Annotated in this window: 2 protein-coding genes; both read left to right on the forward strand. The window is 76.3% G+C overall.

All coding sequences use genetic code 11. The features are described from left to right. The first annotated feature begins 2 nt into the window (after positions 1-2). Positions 3-10,367, forward strand: a complete 10,365-nt coding sequence (locus EV374_RS30940) for a type I polyketide synthase (RefSeq protein ID WP_132240701.1) — start codon at positions 3-5, stop codon at positions 10,365-10,367. A gap of 22 nt (positions 10,368-10,389) precedes the next feature. After that, the gene (locus EV374_RS33665; protein ID WP_132240702.1) at positions 10,390-21,240 is read left to right on the forward strand and encodes a type I polyketide synthase; all 10,851 of its coding nucleotides are present in this window, start codon (positions 10,390-10,392) and stop codon (positions 21,238-21,240) included. Positions 21,241-21,256: the final 16 nt, after the last annotated feature.

The raw sequence follows: 21,256 nt of genomic DNA on the forward strand, positions 1-21,256 counted from the left end.
ACATGGCCAACTCGCAGGAGAAGCTCGTCACCGCGCTGCGGGCCTCGCTCAAGGAGAACGAGTGGCTGCGGGAGCAGAACCGCAAGCTCAACTCGACGCTGCGCGAGCCGATCGCCATCGTCGGCATGGCCTGCCGCTACCCCGGCGGGGTGCGGACCCCCGACGACCTGTGGGACCTCGTCGCCGCTGGCGGGGACGGCATCACCGGCTTCCCCACCGACCGCGGCTGGAACGTCGCGGAACTCTACGACCCCACGCCCGGCACGCCGGGGCGCTCGTACACCCGCGAGGGCGGCTTCCTGCACGACGCGGCCCAGTTCGACCCGGAGTTCTTCGGGATCAGCCCGCGCGAGGCGTTGACGATGGACCCGCAGCAGCGGCTGCTGCTGGAGACGTCGTGGGAGGCACTGGAGAACGCCGGCATCGACCCGACCGGGCTGCGCGGCAGCGACACGGGCGTCTTCGCCGGGATGATGTACCACGACTACGCGGAGAACAACGCCACCGGCGCGATCGCCTCCGGCCGGGTGGCGTACACCTTCGGCCTGGAGGGGCCCGCCGTCACCGTCGACACCGCGTGCTCGTCGTCGCTGGTCGCCCTGCACCTGGCCGTGCAGGCCCTGCGCAACGGCGAGTGCTCGCTCGCGCTGGCCGGCGGGGTCACCGTGATGGCGACCCCGGAGACCTACGTCGCGTTCTCCAAGCAGCGCGGGCTGTCGCCGGACGGCCGGTGCAAGTCCTTCGCCGCCGCCGCCGACGGCACCGGCTTCGCCGAGGGCGTCGGCATGCTGATCGTGGAGCGGCTCACCGACGCCCGGCGCAACGGGCACCAGGTGCTCGCCGTCGTCCGCGGGACGGCGGTCAACCAGGACGGCGCCTCCAACGGCCTGACCGCCCCGAACGGGCCGGCGCAGCAGCGGGTCATCCAGGCGGCGCTGGCCAACGCGCGGCTGTCGGCCAACCAGATCGACGTGGTCGAGGCGCACGGCACCGGCACCACCCTCGGCGACCCGATCGAGGCCCAGGCCATCCTCGCCACCTACGGCCAGGACCGGGACCGGCCGCTGTGGCTCGGCTCGGTCAAGTCCAACATCGGCCACACCCAGGCCGCCGCCGGCGTGGGCGGCATCATCAAGATGGTGCTCGCCATGCGGCACCGGCTGCTGCCGAAGACGCTGCACGTGGACGCCCCCAGCGATCAGGTCGACTGGACCGAGGGCTCGGTCGACCTGCTGACCGAGGCCGTCGCCTGGCCCCGGGGCGCGGAGCCGTCCCGCGCCGGCGTCTCGTCGTTCGGCGTGAGCGGCACCAACGCCCACGTGATCATCGAGGAGCCGCCCGCGCCGGAGGCCGCGCAGCCCGCCGTGGCGACGACCGGGCCGGTGCCCTGGGTGGTGTCCGGCCGTACGCCCGAGGCCCGGCGCGAGCAGGCCGCCCGGCTGGTGGCCCACCTTGACCGGCACCCCGCCGCCCCGGCCGACGTCGCCGCCGCCCTGGCGACGCGCGCCCGGTTCGAGCACCGCGCGGTCGTGGTCGGCGCGGACCCCGCCGAGCTGCGGGCCGGCCTGGCCGCCGTCGCTGCGGACGAACCCGGGCCGACCGTCGCCACCGGCGCCGTGCTGGGCGACGAGCCCCGGGTCGTCTTCATGTTCCCCGGCCAGGGCTCGCAGTGGGCGGGCATGGCCGTCGAGCTGATGGACACCGCCGAGGTGTTCGCGGACCGGATGGACGAGTGCGCCCGCGCCGTCGACGCGTTCACCGACTGGTCGCTGCTGGACGTCGTCCGGGGCGTGCCCGGCGCGCCGTCGCTGGAGCGGGTGGACGTGGTGCAGCCCGTGCTGTTCGCCGTCATGGTGTCGCTCGCGGCGCTGTGGCGCTCGTACGGCGTGCGGCCCGCCGCCGTGGTGGGGCACTCGCAGGGCGAGATCGCCGCCGCCGTCGTCGCCGGCGCGCTCACCCTCGACGACGGTGCCCGCGTGGTCGCGCTGCGCAGCCGGGCGATCGCCGCCGGGCTGGCCGGGCGCGGCGGCATGGCCTCGGTCGCGGCGCCCCGCGCGGACGTGGAGGCGCTGCTCGCCCGGTGGGGCGAGCGGATCTCCGTCGCGGCGGTCAACGGCCCCGCCGCCACCGTCGTCTCCGGCGAGCCCGACGCCCTCGCCGAGCTGCTGGCCGCGTGCGAGGCCGACGGCGTGCGGATGCGGATGATCCCCGTGGACTACGCCTCGCACTCCGCGCAGGTCGAGGCCATCCGGGACGAGCTGCTGCACGTCCTCGCCGACGTGCGGCCGCGAAGCGCCGATGTGCCGCTGTATTCCACGCTCACCGGCGAGGTCGTCGACACCGCCACCCTCGACGCCGACTACTGGTACGCGAACCTGCGCGGCACGGTCCGGTTCGAGGATGCCATCGACCGCCTGCTCGCCGACGGGCACGACGTCCTCGTGGAGATCAGCCCCCACCCCGTGCTCGGCATGGGGGTACGCGAGATCCTGGACCGCGCCGGCGCCCCGGCCGCGCTCGTCGGCTCGCTGCGGCGCGACGAGGGCGGCCTGTCGCGCTTCCTGCTCTCCCTGGCCGAGGCGTACGTGCGCGGGGTCGCCGTCGACTGGTCCCCGCACACCCGCGGCGTCGCGGCCCCGCTGCCGACGTACGCGTTCCAGCACCAGCGCTACTGGCAGCTCGCGGCGGCGTCCGCCGTGGACGCCCGCGGTCTCGGCATCGACGTCGTCGGCCACCCGCTGCTCGGCGCCGCGCTCACCGTCCCGGAGCGGGACCTCGTCGTCCTCGCCGGCCGGATCAGCCTGGAGACACACCCGTGGCTGGCCGACCACGCCGTCCTGGACACCGTCCTGCTGCCCGGCACGGCGCTCGTCGAGCTGGCCGTCCGCGCCGGCGACGAGGTCGGCTGCCCGGCCGTCGAGGAACTCGTCATCACCGCCCCGCTCGTCGTACCGGCACACGGCGGCGTGGCCCTTCGGCTCACCGTGGAGGCGCCGGACGAGCACGGCCGGCGCGCGCTCGGCGTCTACGGGCAGACCGACACCGAGGCGAGGATCGGCATGTGGACCCGGCACGCCACCGGTGTCCTCGCCGCCGCCACGGCAGCGGGGGAGCAGCTCACCGAGTGGCCGCCCGCCGACGCGCTGGCCGTCGACCTCGGCGACCTGTACGACCGGCTCGCCGGGCTCGGCCTGCGGTACGGCCCGGTGTTCCAGGGCCTGCGGGCCGCGTGGCGGCGCGGCGACGAGACGTACGCCGAGGTGGCCCTGCCGCAGGGCGTCGACGTCGACGGGTTCGGCCTGCACCCGGCGCTGTTCGACGTCGCCCTGCACGCGCTCGCCGCGGACGTCGGGGACGGGGCGGCGAAGCTGCCGTTCTCGTGGAGCGGCGTGACGCTGCACGGGGCCGGCGCGACGAGCCTGCGCGTCCGGCTCACCAGGACGGGGGCGGACAGCGCGACCCTGCTCCTCGCGGACCACACGGGTGCCCCCGTCGCCTCCGTGGCGGCGCTCACCGTACGCACGGTGGCCCCGCAGGCGCTCAAGGGACGCAGCGGCTTCGTCGAGTCGCTGTTCCGGCTGGAGCACGTGCCGCTGCCCGCCGGCCGGGGCGAGCGCGGCACGTGGCAGACGCTGGGCGACACGGCGGCCTTCGGCGCGCCGCCGGTGGCGCTGGCCGACGTGGCCGCCGACACGCTCTTCCTGCCGTGCTTCTCCGCCGCGCCCGGCATCGCCGCGGTGCCCGGCCTCACGGCGCATGCGCTGACCACGATCCAGCAGTGGCTCGCCGACCCCCGCCAGGCCGAGACCAGGCTCGTCGTGGTGACCCGCCCGGACGACCTCGCCGGCGCGGCGGTGCACGGCCTGGTCCGCTCCGCGCAGGCGGAGAACCCGGGGCGGATCGTCCTGCTGGAGGCCGACGACACCGCCGACGAACTGGTGGCGGCGGCGCTGGCGACGGGCGAGCCGGTGCTCACCGTCCGCGACGGCGTGGTGCGCGCACCCCGCCTGGCCCGGGTGCCCGAGCAGGACGTCGCCGGGCCGGCGGTGTTCGGGCCGGACAGCCGGGTGCTCGTCACCGGCGGCACCGGCACCCTGGGCGGGCTGGTCGCCCGCCACCTGGTCACCGGGCACGGCGTACGCGATCTCGTGCTGACCAGCCGCCGCGGCCTCGCCGCCGCCGGCGCGGCGGAACTGCGCGACGAACTCGCCGAGCTGGGCGCGACCGTGACGGTGCTGGCCTGCGACGTCGCCGACCGCGACCAGGTCGCGGCGCTGCTGGCGGCCCACCCGGTCACCGGCGTCGTGCACACGGCGGGCGTGATGGGCGACGCCACCATCGCCACGCTCACCCCCGACCAGCTGGCCGCGGTGCTGCGACCCAAGGTGGACGCGGCCTGGCACCTGCACGAGCTGGCCGGCGACGTCACCGCCTTCGTGCTGTTCTCCTCGGCCGCCGGCATCTTCGGCAGCCCCGGCCAGGGCGCCTACGCCGCCGCGAACGCGCTGCTCGACGCGCTCGCGGCGCGGCGCCGGGCCGCGGGACTGCCCGCCCACTCGCTCGCCTGGGGACTGTGGGCCGAGCGCAGCGAGATGACCGCCGACGTGGGCGGCGCCCAGCTGGGCCGGATGGCGCGCAGCGGCATGAGCGAGCTGTCCAGCAAGGACGGCCTGGCGCTGTTCGACGCCGCGGTCCGGTCGGCCGACGCGCTGCTCGCGCCGGTGCCGGTGGATCTCGCCGCGTTCGGCCGCGACGACCGGGAACCGCCGGCGCTGCTGCGCGGCCTGGTCCGCGCCCCGGCCCGCCGGGCGGTGGGCGGCTCCTCCCTCGCCCAGCGGCTGGCCGAGGTGCCCGGCGAGCGCTGGGCCGAGGTCGTGCTGGAGGTGGTGCTCACCCGGGTCGCGTCCGTCCTCGGCTACGCCCGGGCGGACAAGCTGCCGGCCGGACGCCCCTTCAAGGAACTGGGCTTCGACTCGCTCACCGCGCTCGACCTGCGCAACCAGCTCGGCGCGGCGACCGGGCTGCGGCTGCCGGCGACCCTGGTGTTCGACTACCCGACGCCCGAGGCGCTGGCCGGTCACCTGGTCTCGCAGTTGGCGGGCGGGCGGACCGCGACGGCGGACGTCGCCGTGACCCGGCACGACCACGAGCCGGTCGCGATCGTCGGCATGGCCTGCCGCTTCCCCGGCGACGTGCGTACGCCCGAGGACCTGTGGCGGCTGCTGGTGGGCGGCGGCGACGCGATCGGGCCGTTCCCCGGCAACCGGGGATGGAACCTCGACGCGCTCTTCGACCCCGACCCGGACACGCCGGGCACCAGCTACGTCGAGCGGGGCGGCTTCCTCCACGACGCGGCCCACTTCGACCCCGGCTTCTTCGGCATCTCCCCGCGCGAGGCGCTGGCGATGGACCCGCAGCAGCGGCTGCTGCTGGAGACCTCGTGGGAGGCGCTGGAGCGGGCCGGCATCGACCCGACCGGGCTGCGCGGCAGCCGCACCGGGGTGTACGCGGGCGTCATGTACAACGACTACGGCACCGTGCTGAGCCGCTCCGCTGAGTCGGTCGACGGTTTCCTCTCCACCGGCAACTCCGGCGGCGTCATCTCCGGCCGGATCTCGTACACGCTCGGGCTGGAGGGCCCGACGATGACCGTCGACACCGCCTGCTCGTCGTCGCTGGTCGCCCTGCACCTCGCCATCTCCGCGCTGCGCAACGGGGAGTGCTCCCTCGCGCTCGCCGGTGGCGTGTCGGTGATGTCGACGCCGGGCACCTTCCTGGAGTTCTCCCGGCAGCGCAACCTCGCCCCCGACGGGCGGTGCAAGTCGTTCGCGGGCGCGGCCGACGGCACGTCGCTCTCCGAGGGCGTCGGCGTGCTGGTGGTCGAGCGGCTCTCCGACGCCCGGCGCCACGGACACCCCGTACTGGCCGTGGTGCGCGGCTCGGCCGTCAACTCCGACGGCGCCTCCAACGGGCTCACCGCACCCAACGGGCCGTCGCAGCAGCGGGTGATCCGGGCCGCCCTGGCCGACGCGCGGCTGTCGCCGTCCGAGGTCGACGTGGTCGAGGCGCACGGCACCGGCACCACGCTGGGCGACCCGATCGAGGCGCAGGCCGTCCTCGCCACGTACGGGCAGGACCGGGCCACGCCCGTGCTGCTCGGTTCGGTCAAGTCGAACCTCGGGCACACGCAGGCCGCCGCCGGGGTCGCCGGCATCATGAAGATGGTGCTGGCGCTGCGCCACGGCGTGCTCCCGCAGACCCTGCACGTGGACGAGCCCTCGCCGCACGTGGACTGGTCCGCCGGCGCGGTACGCGTCGCCTCGGAGACCGTGCCGCTCACCGCCGCCGACCGCCCGCTGCGGGCCGCGGTGTCCTCCTTCGGCATCAGCGGCACCAACGCCCACGTCGTACTGGAGCAGGCAGACCCGGCGCCGCCGGCCGACGAGCCGGCCGTGCCGTTCACGCCGTGGCTGCTCTCCGCGCGGACCGAGGAGGGGCTGCGGGAGCAGATCCCGCGGCTGCGCGCCCACGTCGCCGCCGACCCGACGCTGCGCCCCGTCGACGTCGCGTACACCCTCGCCACCGGGCGGGCCGGGTTCGCGCACCGCGCGGTGCTGCTCGGCGACGAGGTGGTGACCGGCACGGCCGACGGCGGGAAGCTCGCCATGGTCTTCACCGGGCAGGGGTCGCAGCGCGTCGGCATGACGGCGGAGCTGATGGCCTTCCCGGTGTTCGCGGCGGCGTTCGACGAGGTGTGCTCGGAACTCGACCGGCACCTCGAGCGGCCGTTGCGGGAGGTGTTGGGTTCCGAGGAGGTGCATCAGACGGGGTGGGCGCAGCCGGCGTTGTTCGCGGTGGAGGTGGCGCTGTTCCGGTTGTTCGAGTCGTGGGGGGTGCGGCCGGACTTCGTGGCGGGGCACTCGATCGGTGAGCTGGCGGCGGCGCACGTGGCGGGGGTCTGGTCGCTGGCCGACGCCGCGAGGGTCGTCGCGGCGCGGGGCCGGCTGATGCAGGCGCTGCCGACCGGTGGCGCGATGGTGGCCGTACGCGCCACCGAGGACGAGGTCGTCCCGCTGCTCTCCGACGCCGTGGCGATCGCCGCCGTGAACGGGCCGGAGTCGGTGGTGCTCTCCGGCGAGGAGGTCGCCACCCTCGCCGTGGCCGAGAAGCTGTCGGGGAAGGGCCGCAGGGCGCGGCGGCTGACCGTGTCGCACGCGTTCCACTCGCCGCTGATGGACCCCATGCTCGACTCCTACCGCGCGGTCGTGGCCCAGGTGGACTGCCGGGAGCCGGCCGTCGCGCTGGTCTCGACCGTCACGGGCGGGCCCACCACCCTGGACGCCGAGCACTGGGTGCGGCAGGTGCGCGAACCGGTCCGGTACGCCGACGCCGTCGCCACGCTGGCCGCGTCCGGGGCCACCACCTTCCTGGAGATCGGCCCCGACGCGGTGCTGACCGCGCTCGGGCGCAACGTGGCCGACGGCGAGTGGATCCCGGCGTGCCGCAAGGGCCGCGCCGAGCCGGAGACCGTCGCCACCGCGCTCGCCCGGCTCGCGGTGCGCGGCGCGCCCGTCGACTGGCCCTCGGTGGTGCCGGGGCGGACCGTCGAACTGCCCACGTCCGCGTTCCAGCACCAGCCGTACTGGCCCCGGGCGGGCGCCGGCACCGGCGACGCGAGCGGGCTGGGCCAGACACGGGCGAACCACCCGCTGCTGGGCGCGGCGGTCGAGCTGCCGGACGGCGGCGCGGTCTTCACCGGCCGCCTCGCGCTGACCACCCACCCGTGGCTGGCCGACCACGCGGTGGCGGACCTGGTACTGCTGCCCGGTGCGGCGCTGGTCGAGCTGGCGGCCCACACCGGCCGCGAGGTCGGCTGCCCGCGCGTCGAGGAGCTGACGTTGGAGGCGCCGCTGGTGCTGCCGGACTCCGGCGGCGTCCAGGTGCGCGTGACGGTGGGCGAACCGGCGTCGGACGGCGGCCGGGAGGTGGGCGTCCACTCGCGGACCGAGGACGGGGACGGGTGGACCACCCACGCGGTGGGCCGGCTGACCCCGGCCGGGACCGCCGGCGCCGACCTGCGCGCCTGGCCGCCGGACGCCGAGCCGGTCGACGTCGCCACGGCGTACGACGACCTGTTCGCGCGCGGCCTGCGTTACGGCCCGGTCTTCCAGGGCCTGACCGCGGCGTGGCGGCGCGGCGACGAGGTGTTCGCGGAGATCACCCTGCCCGAGCAGGCCCACGACGACGCCGGCCGCTTCGGCCTGCACCCGGCGCTGCTGGACGCCGTCCTGCACGCGGTGGCGTCGACCGGCGACGGCGACCCCGTGCTGCCGTTCTCGTGGCGCGGATTCACCGTGCACGCGGCGGGCGCCGACCGGCTGCGGGCCCGGATCGTGCCGGGCGACGGCACGGTGGCCATCACCCTGGCCGACGCGACCGGGGCCCCGGTGGCCTCGGTCGAGGCGCTGGCGGTACGCCCGGTGTCGCCCGAACAACTGGCGTCGCTGCGCCGCGACCGGCACGAGTCGCTGCTGCGCCTGGACTGGACGCCACTGACCGGGTCGCCCCGGCCACGCACCCTCGCGGTGCTCGGGGAGCGGATCGACGGCCTCGACGCGACCGCGTACCCCGACCTGGCCGCCCTCGCCGCCGCCGTCGACGCCGGCGCCGCGGTGCCCGAGGTGGTGGTGGCGCGGTGCGCCCCGGACCGGGGCGTCGCGGAGGACGCGCGGGCCCGGGCGGCCACCCACCACGTCCTCGCCCTGGCGCAGCAGTGGCTCGCCGACGAGCGGTTCGCCGCCGCCCGCCTCGCCGTCCTGACCGTCGGCGCGGTGGCCACCCGTCCCGACGGCGACGTCACCGACCTCGCCGGGGCGGCGGCCTGGGGCCTGGTCCGCTCCGCGCAGTCCGAACACGGCGACCGGTTCGTCCTGGTCGACGCCGACGACGACCGGACCGCCGGGACCGGCCTGTCGGCCGCGCTCGGCTCCGACGAGCCGCAGCTCGCCGTCCGCGGCGCCGACGTCCTGGTGCCCCGCCTGGCGCGGGCCGGCGCCATCGACGAGACCGCCGCGACCGGGTTCGAGGGGACCGTCCTGGTCACCGGCGCCACCGGCGCGCTCGGCCGGCTCGTCGCCCGGCACCTGGTCACCCGGCACGGGGTACGCGAGCTGGTGCTGGTCAGCCGCAGCGGCCCCGCCGCCGAGGGCGCGGCCGAGCTGCGCGACGAACTCGTCGCCCTGGGCGCCGAGGTCACCGTCGCCGCGTGCGACGTCGCCGACCGGCCCGCCCTCGCCGCGCTGCTCGCGGCGCACCCGGTGCGCGGGGTGGTGCACACGGCCGGCGTCGTCGACGACGCCGTCATCTCCTCGCTCACCCCCGAGCAGGTAGACCGGGTGCTGCGGCCCAAGGTCGACGCCGCGACGAACCTGCACGAGCTGACCGGGGACCTGACCGCGTTCGTCCTGTTCTCCTCGGCCTCCGGGGTGCTCGGCGGCCCCGGCCAGGGCAACTACGCCGCCGCCAACGCCTACCTGGACGCGCTCGCCCAGCACCGGCGGGCGAACGGCCTGCCGGCCGTGTCGCTGGCCTGGGGCCGCTGGGAGCAGGCGGGCATGGCGGAGCAGCTGACCGAGGCCGACCTGCGGCGCATGTCGCGCTCCGGCGTCGGCGCACTCGGAGTCGAGGAGGCGCTGGAGCTCTTCGACGCGGCGCTGCACACCGGGGGCATGGTGGCGCCCATCAAGCTCGACCACCGGGCCCTGCGGGAACGCGCCGTAGCGGGCATGGTGCCACCGGTGCTGAGCGGGCTGGTCCGGGTGCCCGCCCGGCGGACGGCCGGCGCCGACGCGGGAGCGGCCGACGCGCTGCGGCAGCGGCTCGCCGGCCGGGACGCCGAGGAGGCCGAGGCGATCCTGCTCGACCTGGTGCGTACCCAGGTGGCGGGGGTGCTGGCCTACCCGGACCCGGGCGCGGTCGCCGCCGACCGGCCGTTCAACGAGCTCGGCTTCGACTCGCTCACCGCGGTCGAGCTGCGCAACCGGGTGAACGCGGCGACCGGGCTGCGACTGCCCGCGACGCTGGTGTTCGACCACCCCACGTCGAAGGCCCTCGCCGGGTACCTGCGGGCCGAACTCTCCGGCGAGGCGGGCGACACCAACGCGGTGCTGGCCGCGTTCGCCGAACTCGACCGCCTCGAGGCGGTCCTGTCGGACGTCGACGAGCAGTCCCGCACCCGGCTGACGCTGCGGCTGCGCGACGTGCTCTCGAAGCTGGGCGGCGAGCCGGCGTCCACCGGCAACGACATCGAATCCGCGACCGACGACGAGGTCTTCGCTCTCATCGACAGCGAGCTGGGGATCTCATGACAGTGCGAGGAGGGCGACCGTAGTGGCCAACGAGGACAAGCTCCGGGACTACCTGAAGCGGGTCACGGTCGACCTGCAGAAGACCCGGCAGCGCCTGCACGAGGTGGAGGCGTCCGCGCACGAGCCGGTCGCGATCGTCGGCATGGCCTGCCGCTACCCCGGCGGCGTGACGAGTCCCGAGGACCTGTGGCGGCTGGTGGAGTCCGGGACCGACGCCACCGGCGCGTTCCCGACCGACCGCGGCTGGGACCTGGAGTCGCTGTACGACCCCCAGTCGCAGCGGGAGGGCACCTCGTACACCTCGCGCGGCGGTTTCCTGTACGACGCGGCGGACTTCGACCCGACGTTCTTCGGCATCAGCCCCCGCGAGGCGGTCGGCCTGGACCCCCAGCAGCGGCTGCTGCTGGAGGTCGCGTGGGAGACGCTGGAGCGCGCCGGCATCGACCCCGCCTCGCTCGCCGGCAGCCCGACCGGCGTCTTCACCGGCCTGATGTACCACGACTACGCGGGCAGCAACAGCTCCGGCAGCGTGGTCTCCGGCCGGGTCGCCTACACCCTGGGGCTGGAGGGGCCGGCGGTCACCGTCGACACCGCCTGCTCGTCGTCGCTCGTCGCGCTGCACCTGGCGATCCAGGCGCTGCGCCGGGGCGACTGCACCCTCGCGCTCGTCGGCGGCGTCTCGGTCATGGCGACGCCGCTGACGTTCGTCGAGTTCTCCCGCCAGCGTGGCCTGTCACCGGACGGGCGGTGCCGCTCGTACTCGGCGGACGCCGACGGCACCGGGTTCGCCGAGGGCGCCGGCGTGCTGCTGGTGGAGCGGCTGTCGGACGCGATCGAGCACGGCCACCGCGTCCTGGCGGTCGTGCGGGGCTCCGCGGTCAACCAGGACGGCGCGTCGAACGGGCTGACCGCGCCCAACGGGCCGTCGCAGCAGCGGGTCATCGAGGCCGCGCTGGTCGACGCGGGCCTGTCGACGCGCCAGGTCGACGTGGTCGAGGGACACGGCACCGGCACGACCCTGGGCGACCCGATCGAGGCGCAGGCGCTGCTCGCCACGTACGGCCAGGACCGGGAGGACCCGCTCTGGCTCGGCTCGGTGAAGTCGAACATCGGCCACACCCAGGCTGCGGCCGGGGTCGCCGGGGTCATCAAGATGGTGGAGGCGATCCGGCGCGGCGTCCTGCCCGCGACGCTGCACGCCGAGCAGCCGTCGGACCAGGTGGACTGGACGGCCGGCAACGTACGGCTGCTGACCGCCGCCACGCAGTGGCCGCAGACCGGGCAGCCGCGCCGGGCCGCGGTCTCGTCGTTCGGGTTCAGCGGCACCAACGCCCACGTGATCGTGGAGCAGGCGCCGGACACCGTCGTCGCGCCCGAGCCGGCCGCCGCGCCGGTGACGTCGCTGCTGCTCACCGCCCGCGACGCCAACGCGTTGCGGGACCAGGCGCGGCGGCTCTCCGCCGTGGTGTCGCAGGTGGAGCCGGCCGAGCTGGGCTACGCCCTGGCCACCACCCGGTCCCGCTTCGCGCACCGGGCCGCGGTGCTCGGCGGCACCGCCGAGGAACTGGCCGCCGGCCTGGGCGTCCTGGCCCGCGACGAGCAGGCCGCCAACCTGGTCCGCGGCCGGGTGGCCGACGGCGGGGTCGCGATGCTCTTCTCCGGGCAGGGCGCGCAGCGGCTCGGCATGGGCCGTGGGCTGTACGCGGCGTACCCCGAGTTCGCGGCGGCGTTCGACGAGGTGTGCGCCGCCCTGGACCCGCACCTGGACCGGCCGCTGCGCGACGTCCTCGACACCGAGGATCTGCACCTGACCGGCTGGACCCAGCCCGCCCTGTTCGCCGTCGAGGTGGCCCTGTACCGGCTCGTCCGGTCGTGGGGCGTCACCCCCTCGGTCCTGGCCGGGCACTCGATCGGCGAGCTGGCCGCCGCGCACGTCGCGGGGGTGTTCACGCTCGCCGACGCGGCCCGCCTGGTCGCCGCCCGGGGCCGGCTGATGCAGGCGCTGCCGGCCGGCGGGGCGATGCTCGCCGTGCAGGCCACCGAGGACGAGGTCGCGCCGCTGCTCGGCGCGGACGCCGACATCGCCGCCGTCAACGGCCCGGACTCGGTGGTCGTCTCCGGCACCGAGGAGGCGGTGGCGGCGGTGGCCGAGCGGTTCGCCGACCGCCGCACCCGGCGGCTGACCGTGTCGCACGCCTTCCACTCGCCGCTGATGGACCCGATGCTCGCGCAGTTCCGGGCGGTGGCCGAGACGGTCTCGTACGCGCCGCCGAGCATCCCGCTGGTCTCCACGGTCACCGGCGCGCCCGCGGGTGACGAGCTGGCGACGCCCGACTACTGGGTCGGGCAGGTCCGCGCGACCGTACGCTTCGCGGACGCGGTACGCGCCGCCGCCGCGACCGGCGCCACGACGTTCCTCGAACTGGGCCCGGACTCGGTGCTCGCCACCATGGCGGCGGACTGCCTCGACGGCGACGTGCTGACCGCGCCGGTGCTGCGCCGGGACCGCGACGAGCCGAGTGCCCTGGTGGAGGCGCTGGCACGGCTGGAGACCCGGGGCGTCGCGCTGGACCCGGAGGCGTTCTACCACCGGTCCGGGCGGTCCTGGGTGGACCTGCCGACGTACCCCTTCCAGCACGAGCGTTTCTGGCAGGACAGCGTGGACCCGGCCGGCTCCGGCCAGGCCGGCGACGACGACGGCCTGTGGGCGGCGGTGGACAGCGGTGACCTCGACACGGTGGTCACCACGCTCGACGTGGACCCGCAGGCGCCCCTGGCGTCGGTGCTGCCCGCGCTCTCCGCGTGGCGCAGGGGACGGCAGGAGCGCTCCGCGCTGGACCGCTGGCGCTACGAGGCCCGGTGGGAGCGCCGCCCCGGCGGCACCCCGGCGGCGCTGACCGGCACCTGGCTGCTGGTGGTCGCCGACCCGGCGGCGCCGGGCGACGCGGGCGCAGCGGTGGCCGACGCGCTGGCCGCGCACGGCGCCACGGTCGTCACCACCGGCCCGGCGGACCTGGCCGGCCACCTCGACGCAGCTCCGGCCGGCGTGGTCTCCCTCCTCGCGCTCGACGAGGCGTTCCTGCCCGGCCACCCCGGCGTCCCGGCGGGCGCCGCCGCCACCCTGGACCTGATCCGCACGCTCGCCGGGCGGGGCGCCAGGCTGTGGTGCCTCACCCGTGGGGCCGTCGCCACCTCCCCGGCCGATCCGGTGACCGGCGTGGCCCAGTCGCAGGTGTGGGGCCTCGGCCGGGTCGCCGCGCTGGAGCTGCCCGACACCTGGGGCGGCCTGGTCGACCTGCCCGCCGAGCTGGACGGGCGCACCGCCGCCGCGCTGGCCGGCGTGCTCGCCGGCATCGGGGAGGACCAGGTCGCGGTGCGCCCGGACGGGGTGTTCGTCCGCCGGCTGCACCGCGCGCCGGTGACCGGCGCCCCGCGCTGGCGCGGCGCGTCCGGCACCGTGCTGATCACCGGCGGCACCGGCACCCTCGGCATCGAGGCCGCCCGCCTGTACGCGCGCCACGGCGCCGAGCGGGTCGTGCTGCTGAGCCGGCGCGGCACCGCCCCCGCCGAGGCGCTCGACGAGCTGCGCGGACTGGGCGCGCAGGTCGACGTCGTCGCCTGCGACGTGGCCGACCGGGCCGCCCTGGCGGCGGTCGTCGACGACTACCCCGACGTACGCGCCGTGGTGCACGTGGCGGGGCTGGCACAGCTGACCGGCATCGCGGACATGGACCTCGCCGAGTACGCCGACGTCGTCTCCGCCAAGGTCGCCGGCGCCACCCACCTCGACGCGATCTTCGCGGACCGCGACCTCGACGAGTTCGTGCTCTTCTCCTCCGTGGCCGGCGTCTGGGGCAGCGGCGGGCAGGCCGCCTACGCCGCCGGCAACGCGCACCTGTGCGCCCTCGCCGAGGCGCGGCGCGCCCGGGGGCAGGTCGCCACCGCCCTCGCCTGGGGCCCGTGGGCCGAGAGCACGCTGGTGGACGACGAGATCTCGGCCTCGCTGCGCAAGCGGGGCCTGGCGCCGATGGCGCCGGAGCGGGCCGTCGCGGCCATGCGTACGGCCCTGGCGGCCGGGGACACGGACGTCGTGCTCGCCGACGTGGACTGGGCCACCTTCGTGCCGTCGTTCGCCGCGCTGCGGCCGAGCCGGCTGTTCGACACCATCCCCGAGGCCGTGGTCGACGAGGCGCCGGCCGAGGCCTCCACCTCGTCGGACTTCGCCCGCCGGCTCGCCGACCTGCCCGAGGCGGAGCGCCTCGACCACGTCGTCGGGCTGGTCCGCACCCAGGTTGCGCTCACGCTCGGCTACGCGGGCCCGGAGGCGGTCGAGCCGGCCTCCGCGTTCAAGGAACTGGGCTTCGACTCGGTCACCGCCGTGGAGTTCCGCAACCGGATGGTCGAAGCCACCGGCGTACGGCTCTCCGCGGCCGTCGCCTTCGACTACCCGACCCCGGTCGCGCTGGCCGAGCACCTGCTAGAGACCGGTCGCACCGAGGTGGTCGTCGGCACCGTCGCCGCCGACGAGCCGATCGCCATCGTCGGCATGAGCTGCCGCTTCCCCGGGGGCGTCAGCTCGCCCGAGGAGCTGTGGGCGATGCTGCGCGAGGGGCGCGACGGCATCGGCCCGTTCCCCACCGACCGCGGCTGGGACCTCGACGGCCTGTTCCACCCCGACCCGGAGCACTCCGGGACCAGCTACGTCCGCGAGGGCGGCTTCCTCGCCGACCTGCCGGGCTTCGACGCGGCCTTCTTCGGCATCAGCCCCCGCGAGGCGGAGGCCATGGACCCGCAGCAGCGGTTGGTGCTGGAGGCGTCCTGGGCGGCCTTCGAGGACGCCGGCATCGACCCGACCGGGCTGCGGGGCAGCGCGACCGGCGTGTACGTCGGCGCCAACAACGTCGACTACGCCCGGATCACCGGCGCGGCCGGGGCGAGCGCGGAAGGCTTCATGGCCACCGGCAACGCCGCGAGCATCCTCTCCGGTCGCCTCTCGTACGTGCTGGGGCTGGAGGGCCCGGCCGTGACCGTGGACACCGCCTGCTCGTCGTCGCTGGTGGCGATGCACCTGGCGGTGCGGGCGCTGCGCTCGGGCGAGTGCGCGATGGCGGTCGCGGGCGGCGTCACCGCCATGTCGACGCCGGGCGCGTTCCTGGAGTTCAGCCGGATGCGCGGGCTCGCCCCGGACGGGCGCTGCAAGGCGTTCGCGGCTGGCGCGGACGGCACCAACTGGGGCGAGGGCATCGGCGTGGTCGTCCTGGAGCGGCTCTCCGACGCGCTCGCCGCCGGCCACGAGGTCCTCGCCGTGGTACGCGGGACCGCCGTCAACCAGGACGGCGCGTCCAACGGGCTGACCGCCCCCAACGGCCCCTCGCAGCAGCGGGTCATCCGGCAGGCGCTCGCCGACGCGGGGCTCTCCACCGCCGACGTGGACGTGGTGGAGGCGCACGGCACGGGCACCACGCTGGGCGACCCCATCGAGGTCGACGCGCTCTTCGCCACGTACGGCCGGGACCGCGCCGCCGAGCGCCCGCTCTGGCTGGGCTCGGTGAAGTCGAACATCGGGCACACCCAGGCCGCCGCCGGCGTCGCCGGAGTGATCAAGATGGTGCTCGCGCTGCGGCACGGCGAACTGCCCCGGACCCTGCACGTGGCCGAGCCGACGGCGCACGTCGACTGGTCGGGCGGGGTGCGGCTGCTCGCCGAACCGCAGCCATGGGGCCGCAACGGCCACCCGCGTCGCGGCGGCGTCTCGTCGTTCGGGTTCAGCGGCACCAACGCCCACCTCGTCATCGAGGAGGCACCGGAGGCGCCCGAGGCCGAGCGGACGCCCGACGACGGGCCGGTCGCGCTGGTGCTCTCCGCCCGCTCCGACGGGGCGCTGCGCCGGCAGGCCGCCGACCTCGAGCCGCTCCTGGCCGAGGTGGCGCCCCGCGACCTGGCGTACTCGCTGTCGCTGCGGGCCACCCACCCGCGCCGCGCGGTCGTGGTGGGCGGCGCCGACGAGCTGCGCGCCGGCCTCGCCGCGCTCGCCGCGGGGGAGCCCGCGCCGAACCTGGCCACCGGGGTCGCCGCCGGCACGCCGGGGAAGGTGGCGTTCTCCTTCCCGGGGCAGGGCTCGCAGTGGATCGGCATGGCCGTGGAGCTGCTCGACACCGCCCCGGTCTTCGCCGCCCGGATGGCCGAGTGTGAGGCCGCGCTGGCGCCGCACGTCGACTGGTCCCTGGAGGCCGTCCTGCGGCAGGGGGAGGAGCTGGACCGGGTGGACGTCGTCCAGCCCGTCCTGTTCGCCGTCATGGTGTCGCTGGCCGAGCTGTGGCGCTCCCACGGGGTCGAGCCCGCCGCCGTGGTGGGGCACTCCCAGGGCGAGATCGCCGCCGCGTGCGTGGCGGGCGCGCTCTCCGTGGCGGACGCGGCCAGGGTCGTCGCTCTGCGCAGCCGCGCGCTGCTGCGCCTTTCCGGCAAGGGCGGCATGGTCTCCGTGCCGCTGCCGGTGGCCGAGGTGCGCGACCGGCTGGAGCGCTTCGACGGCCGGGTGACCGTGGCGACCGTCAACGGGCCGCGCTCGACGGTGGCGGCCGGCGAGCTGGACGCCCTCGACGAGCTGCTGGCCGAGTGCCAGCGCGACGGCGTGCGCGCCAAGCGCATCGACGTGGACTACGCGTCGCACTCGGCGTACGTGGAGGAGCTGCACGAGGAGCTGCGCGAGGTGCTGGCCGGGCTGGCGCCCCGCCGGCCCGAGGTGCCGCTCTACTCGACCGTGGACGACCGCTGGCTGGACGACGTCGCGATGGACGCCGAGTACTGGTACCGCAACCTGCGCCAGACCGTCTGGTACGAGCCCGCCGTCCGGGCCCTGCTCGACGCGGGCGTCACCACGATCGTCGAGGTCAGCCCGCACCCCGTGCTCACCATCGGCGTGCAGGACGTCATCGACGACGCGGCGGCCACCGCCACCGTGGTCGGCTCGCTGCGCCGCGACGAGGGGGGACTGGCGCGCTTCCTGCTCTCCCTGGGCGAGGCGCACGTGCACGGCGTGCACCCCACGTGGGGGGTCGAGGGCGCGCGCCGGGTCCGGCTGCCCGGCTACCCGTTCCAGCACGAGCGGTACTGGCCGGCCGTCGGCACGGCCACCGCCGACGCGGCCGGGCTGGGGCTCGCCGCCACCGAGCACCCGCTGCTCGGCGCGGCGGTCGCGCTGGCCGACACCGACGGCCTGCTGTTCACCGGCCGCATCTCGGTGGCCGCGCACCCGTGGCTGGCCGACCATCGGGTCGGCGGGCAGGTGTTCGTGCCCGGGACCGCGCTCGTGGATCTCGCGGTCCGCGCCGGCGACGAGGTCGACTGCGGCCGGGTCGAGGAGCTGACCCTGACCGCGCCCCTGGTGCTGCCCGAGAAGGGCGGGGTCCAGGTGCAGCTGCGCGTGGGCGCGCCCGACGAGAACGGGCAGCGGCAGCTGACCGTCCACTCCCGGCCGGACGGGGTCGCCACCGACGCGGCGCCGTGGGTGCGCAACGGCGTCGGCCTGCTCGCCCCCGGGGAGCCGGCGGGCGGCTTCGACACCGCGTGGCCGCCGGCAGCCGAGCCGGTCGCGTCCGACGAGCTGTACGCCACCCTGGCCGCGGCCGGTCTCACGTACGGCCCGACGTTCCAGGGCGTACGCCGGGTGTGGCGGCAGGGCGAGGAGATCTTCGCCGAGGTGGCCCTGCCGGCGGAGGCCGCCCGGACGGCGGCCGGTTACGGCCTGCACCCGGCGCTGCTCGACGCCGCGCTGCACCCGCTCGCGCTCGTCACCAGCGGCACCGAGGCGCTGCTGCCGTTCGAGTGGAGCGGCGTCTCCGTGCACGCCGTCGGCGCGACGGAGCTGCGCGTCCGGCTGCGTCCGCGCGGCCGGAACACGGTCGCGGTGACCGTCGCCGACCAGAGCAACACCGTGGTCGCCGAGGTCGAGTCGCTGGTGCTGCGGGAGGCCACCGCCCCCGCGCAGCCGAGCACGCACCACGACGCCCTGTTCCGCCTGGAGTGGACCCCGGTCGCCGCGCCGGCGACCGCACCGGACGCCCGCTGGGCGGCCCTCGGCGGATGCACCCTGCCGCAGGACGCCGGCCTCGTCACCGACGCGTACCCGGACCTGGCGACCCTGCGGGCCCGGGTGGCCGACGGCGTGCCGACGCCCGCCCTGGTCGTGCTCCCCTGCGCGGCCGGCGCGGCCGACGATCCCGCCGGGGCGGCCCACCGGGTCGTCCACGACACCCTCGCGGTGCTGCGGGAGTGGCTCGCCGACGAGCGGTTCGCCGACGCCCGGCTGGTCGTCGTCACTCGGGACGCGGTGAGCGTGCACGAGGCGGCCCCCGACCTGCCCAGCTCGCCGGTGTGGGGCCTGCTCCGGTCGGCCCAGAGCGAGCACCCGGACCGCTTCGTCCTGCTCGACGTCGACGACCGCGAGCCGCACCGGCTGCTCGCGGCGGCGGTCGCGGCCGACGAGCCGCAGCTCGCTGTCCGCGACGGCGTCCTGCTGGCCCCGCGGCTCGCCCGCGCGGCGAGCAGCCCCGCGCTGGCGGCGCCGCCGGTCGAGCGCTGGCGGCTGGACGTCACCGAGCGCGGCACGCTGGACAACCTCGCGCTGCTGCCCGAGGCGGAGGAACCGCGCCCGCTTGGGCCGGGCCAGGTGCGCATCGCGATGCGGGCCGCCGGCCTGAACTTCCGGGACGTGCTGATCGCCCTCGACATGTACCCCGGCGGCGGCGTGATGGGCGGCGAGGGAGCGGGCGTGGTCGTCGAGACCGCGCCGGACGTGACCGCCGTCGCGGTCGGCGACCGGGTCATGGGCCTGTTCTACGGCGCCTTCGGCACCGAGGTGGTCACCGACGCGCGGATGGTCGTGCCGGTGCCGTCGGGCTGGTCGTTCGCCACGGCGGCGTCGACGCCTATCGCGTTCTGCACCGCCTACTACGCGCTGGTCGACCTGGCCCAGGTCAAGCCGGGGGAGCGGGTGCTGGTGCACGCCGCCGCCGGTGGCGTCGGCATGGCGGCGGTCCGCCTCGCCCGGCACCTCGGCGCGGAGGTGTACGGCACCGCCAGCACCGGCAAGTGGGACGCGCTGCGGGCGATGGGGCTGCCGGACACGCACATCGGCAACTCCCGCACCCTGGAGTTCGAGGAGCGCTTCGGCGCGGCCGGCATCGACGTGGTGATCGACTCGCTGGCGAAGGAGTTCGTCGACGCCTCGCTGCGCCTGCTCGGCGCGGGCGGCCGGTTCGTCGAGATGGGCAAGACCGACGTGCGGGACCCGGACCGGGTCGCCGCCGACCACCCCGGCGTCGCCTACCAGGCGTTCGACCTGCTCGCCATCGACCCGGACCGGGTCGGCGCGATCCTGCGCGACGTGGTCGCCCTGTTCGGGACGGGCGACCTCACGCCGCTGCCGGTGCGGCCGTACGACATCCGTCGCGCCCCGGAGGCGTTCCGGTTCATGTCCAAGGCCCGGCACGTCGGCAAGCTCGTGCTCACCGCGCCGCCCCGGCGGGACCCCGACGGCACGGTGCTCGTCACGGGCGGCACCGGCACCCTCGGCGGTCTGCTGGCCCGGCACCTGGTGACCCGGCGCGGGGTACGGCACCTCCTGCTGACCAGCCGCCGTGGCCCGGACGCCCCCGGGGCCGCCGAGCTGGTGGCCGAGCTGACCTCGTACGGCGCGGAGGTCACCGTCGCGGCGTGCGACGCGGCGGACTGCGCGGCGCTGGCCGGGACCCTGGCCCGGGTGCCCGCCGCGCACCCGCTGACCGCCGTGGTGCACACGGCGGGTGTCCTCGACGACGGCCTGGTCGCCGCGCTGACCCCGGAGCAGGTCGACGCGGTGCTGCGGCCCAAGGTCGACGCGGCGGTCAACCTGCACGAGCTGACCCTGGACGCCGAGCTGGCCGAGTTCGTCGTGTTCTCCGCGGCGGCCGGCACGATGGGCGGCCCCGGGCAGGGCAACTACGCGGCGGCGAACACCTTCCTGGACGCGCTCGTGGCGCGGCGCCGGGCGGCCGGGCTGCCCGCCCGTTCGCTGGCCTGGGGCCTGTGGAGCGAGGCGAGCGGGATGACCGCGCACCTCGACGCCAACGACCGCGCCCGGATGGCCCGCGTCGGCCTGCTGGAACTGTCGGTGGAGCAGGGCATGGCGCTGTACGACGCGGCGGAGCTGGTCGACGAGGCGCTGCTGGTGCCGATGCCGATGGACCCGGCGGCGCTGCGCGAGCTGGGCCGGGCGGGCCTGCTGCCCGCGCTGCTGCGTGGCCTGGTGCGGGGCCCGTCCCGACGGTCGGTGGAGCAGGCGACGCAGTCGCCCGGCGCCCTGCGCGACCACCTGGCGAGCCAGAGCGGCCCGCAGCGGCGGCACACCGCGCTGGAGTTCGTCAAGGCACAGGCCGCCGCCGTGCTCGGGCACGCCGGCGCGAGCGCGGTGGATCCCGACCGGCCGTTCACCGAGCTGGGCTTCGACTCGCTCACCGCGGTCGAGTTCCGCAACCGGCTGAAGGCGGCCACCGGCCTGAAGCTCTCCGCCACCATGGTGTTCGACCACCCGACCGCCGCGGCGCTCACCGACCACCTGCTGGCCGGGCTGGCCCCGGCCGAGGTGGATCCGGCCGCGGGGCTGTTGGCCGAGCTGGACCGGCTGGAACGCTCGTTCGCCCAGGCCGGTGCGGCGGGTCTGGAGGACGCGGTCAAGGCACGGATTACCGATCGGTTGCACGCGGTGATGTCGAATTGGCGTGGCAGGTCCGACGTGGACGCCGAACCCGACGGACCGGACGTGGGCCTGGTGCTGAAGACCGCCTCCGCCGACGAGCTGTTGCGGTTCATCGACGACGAACTCGGCGCCGCCTGAACCGGACGCGCTGAGG

This window comes from Micromonospora sp. CNZ303, from assembly GCF_004345505.1.

What these genes read in the sequence shown, in the direction of transcription:
- EV374_RS30940 (WP_132240701.1), top strand. Translation starts at nt 3, where the DNA reads ATGGCCAACTCGCAGGAGAAGCTCGTCACCGCGCTGCGGGCCTCGCTC.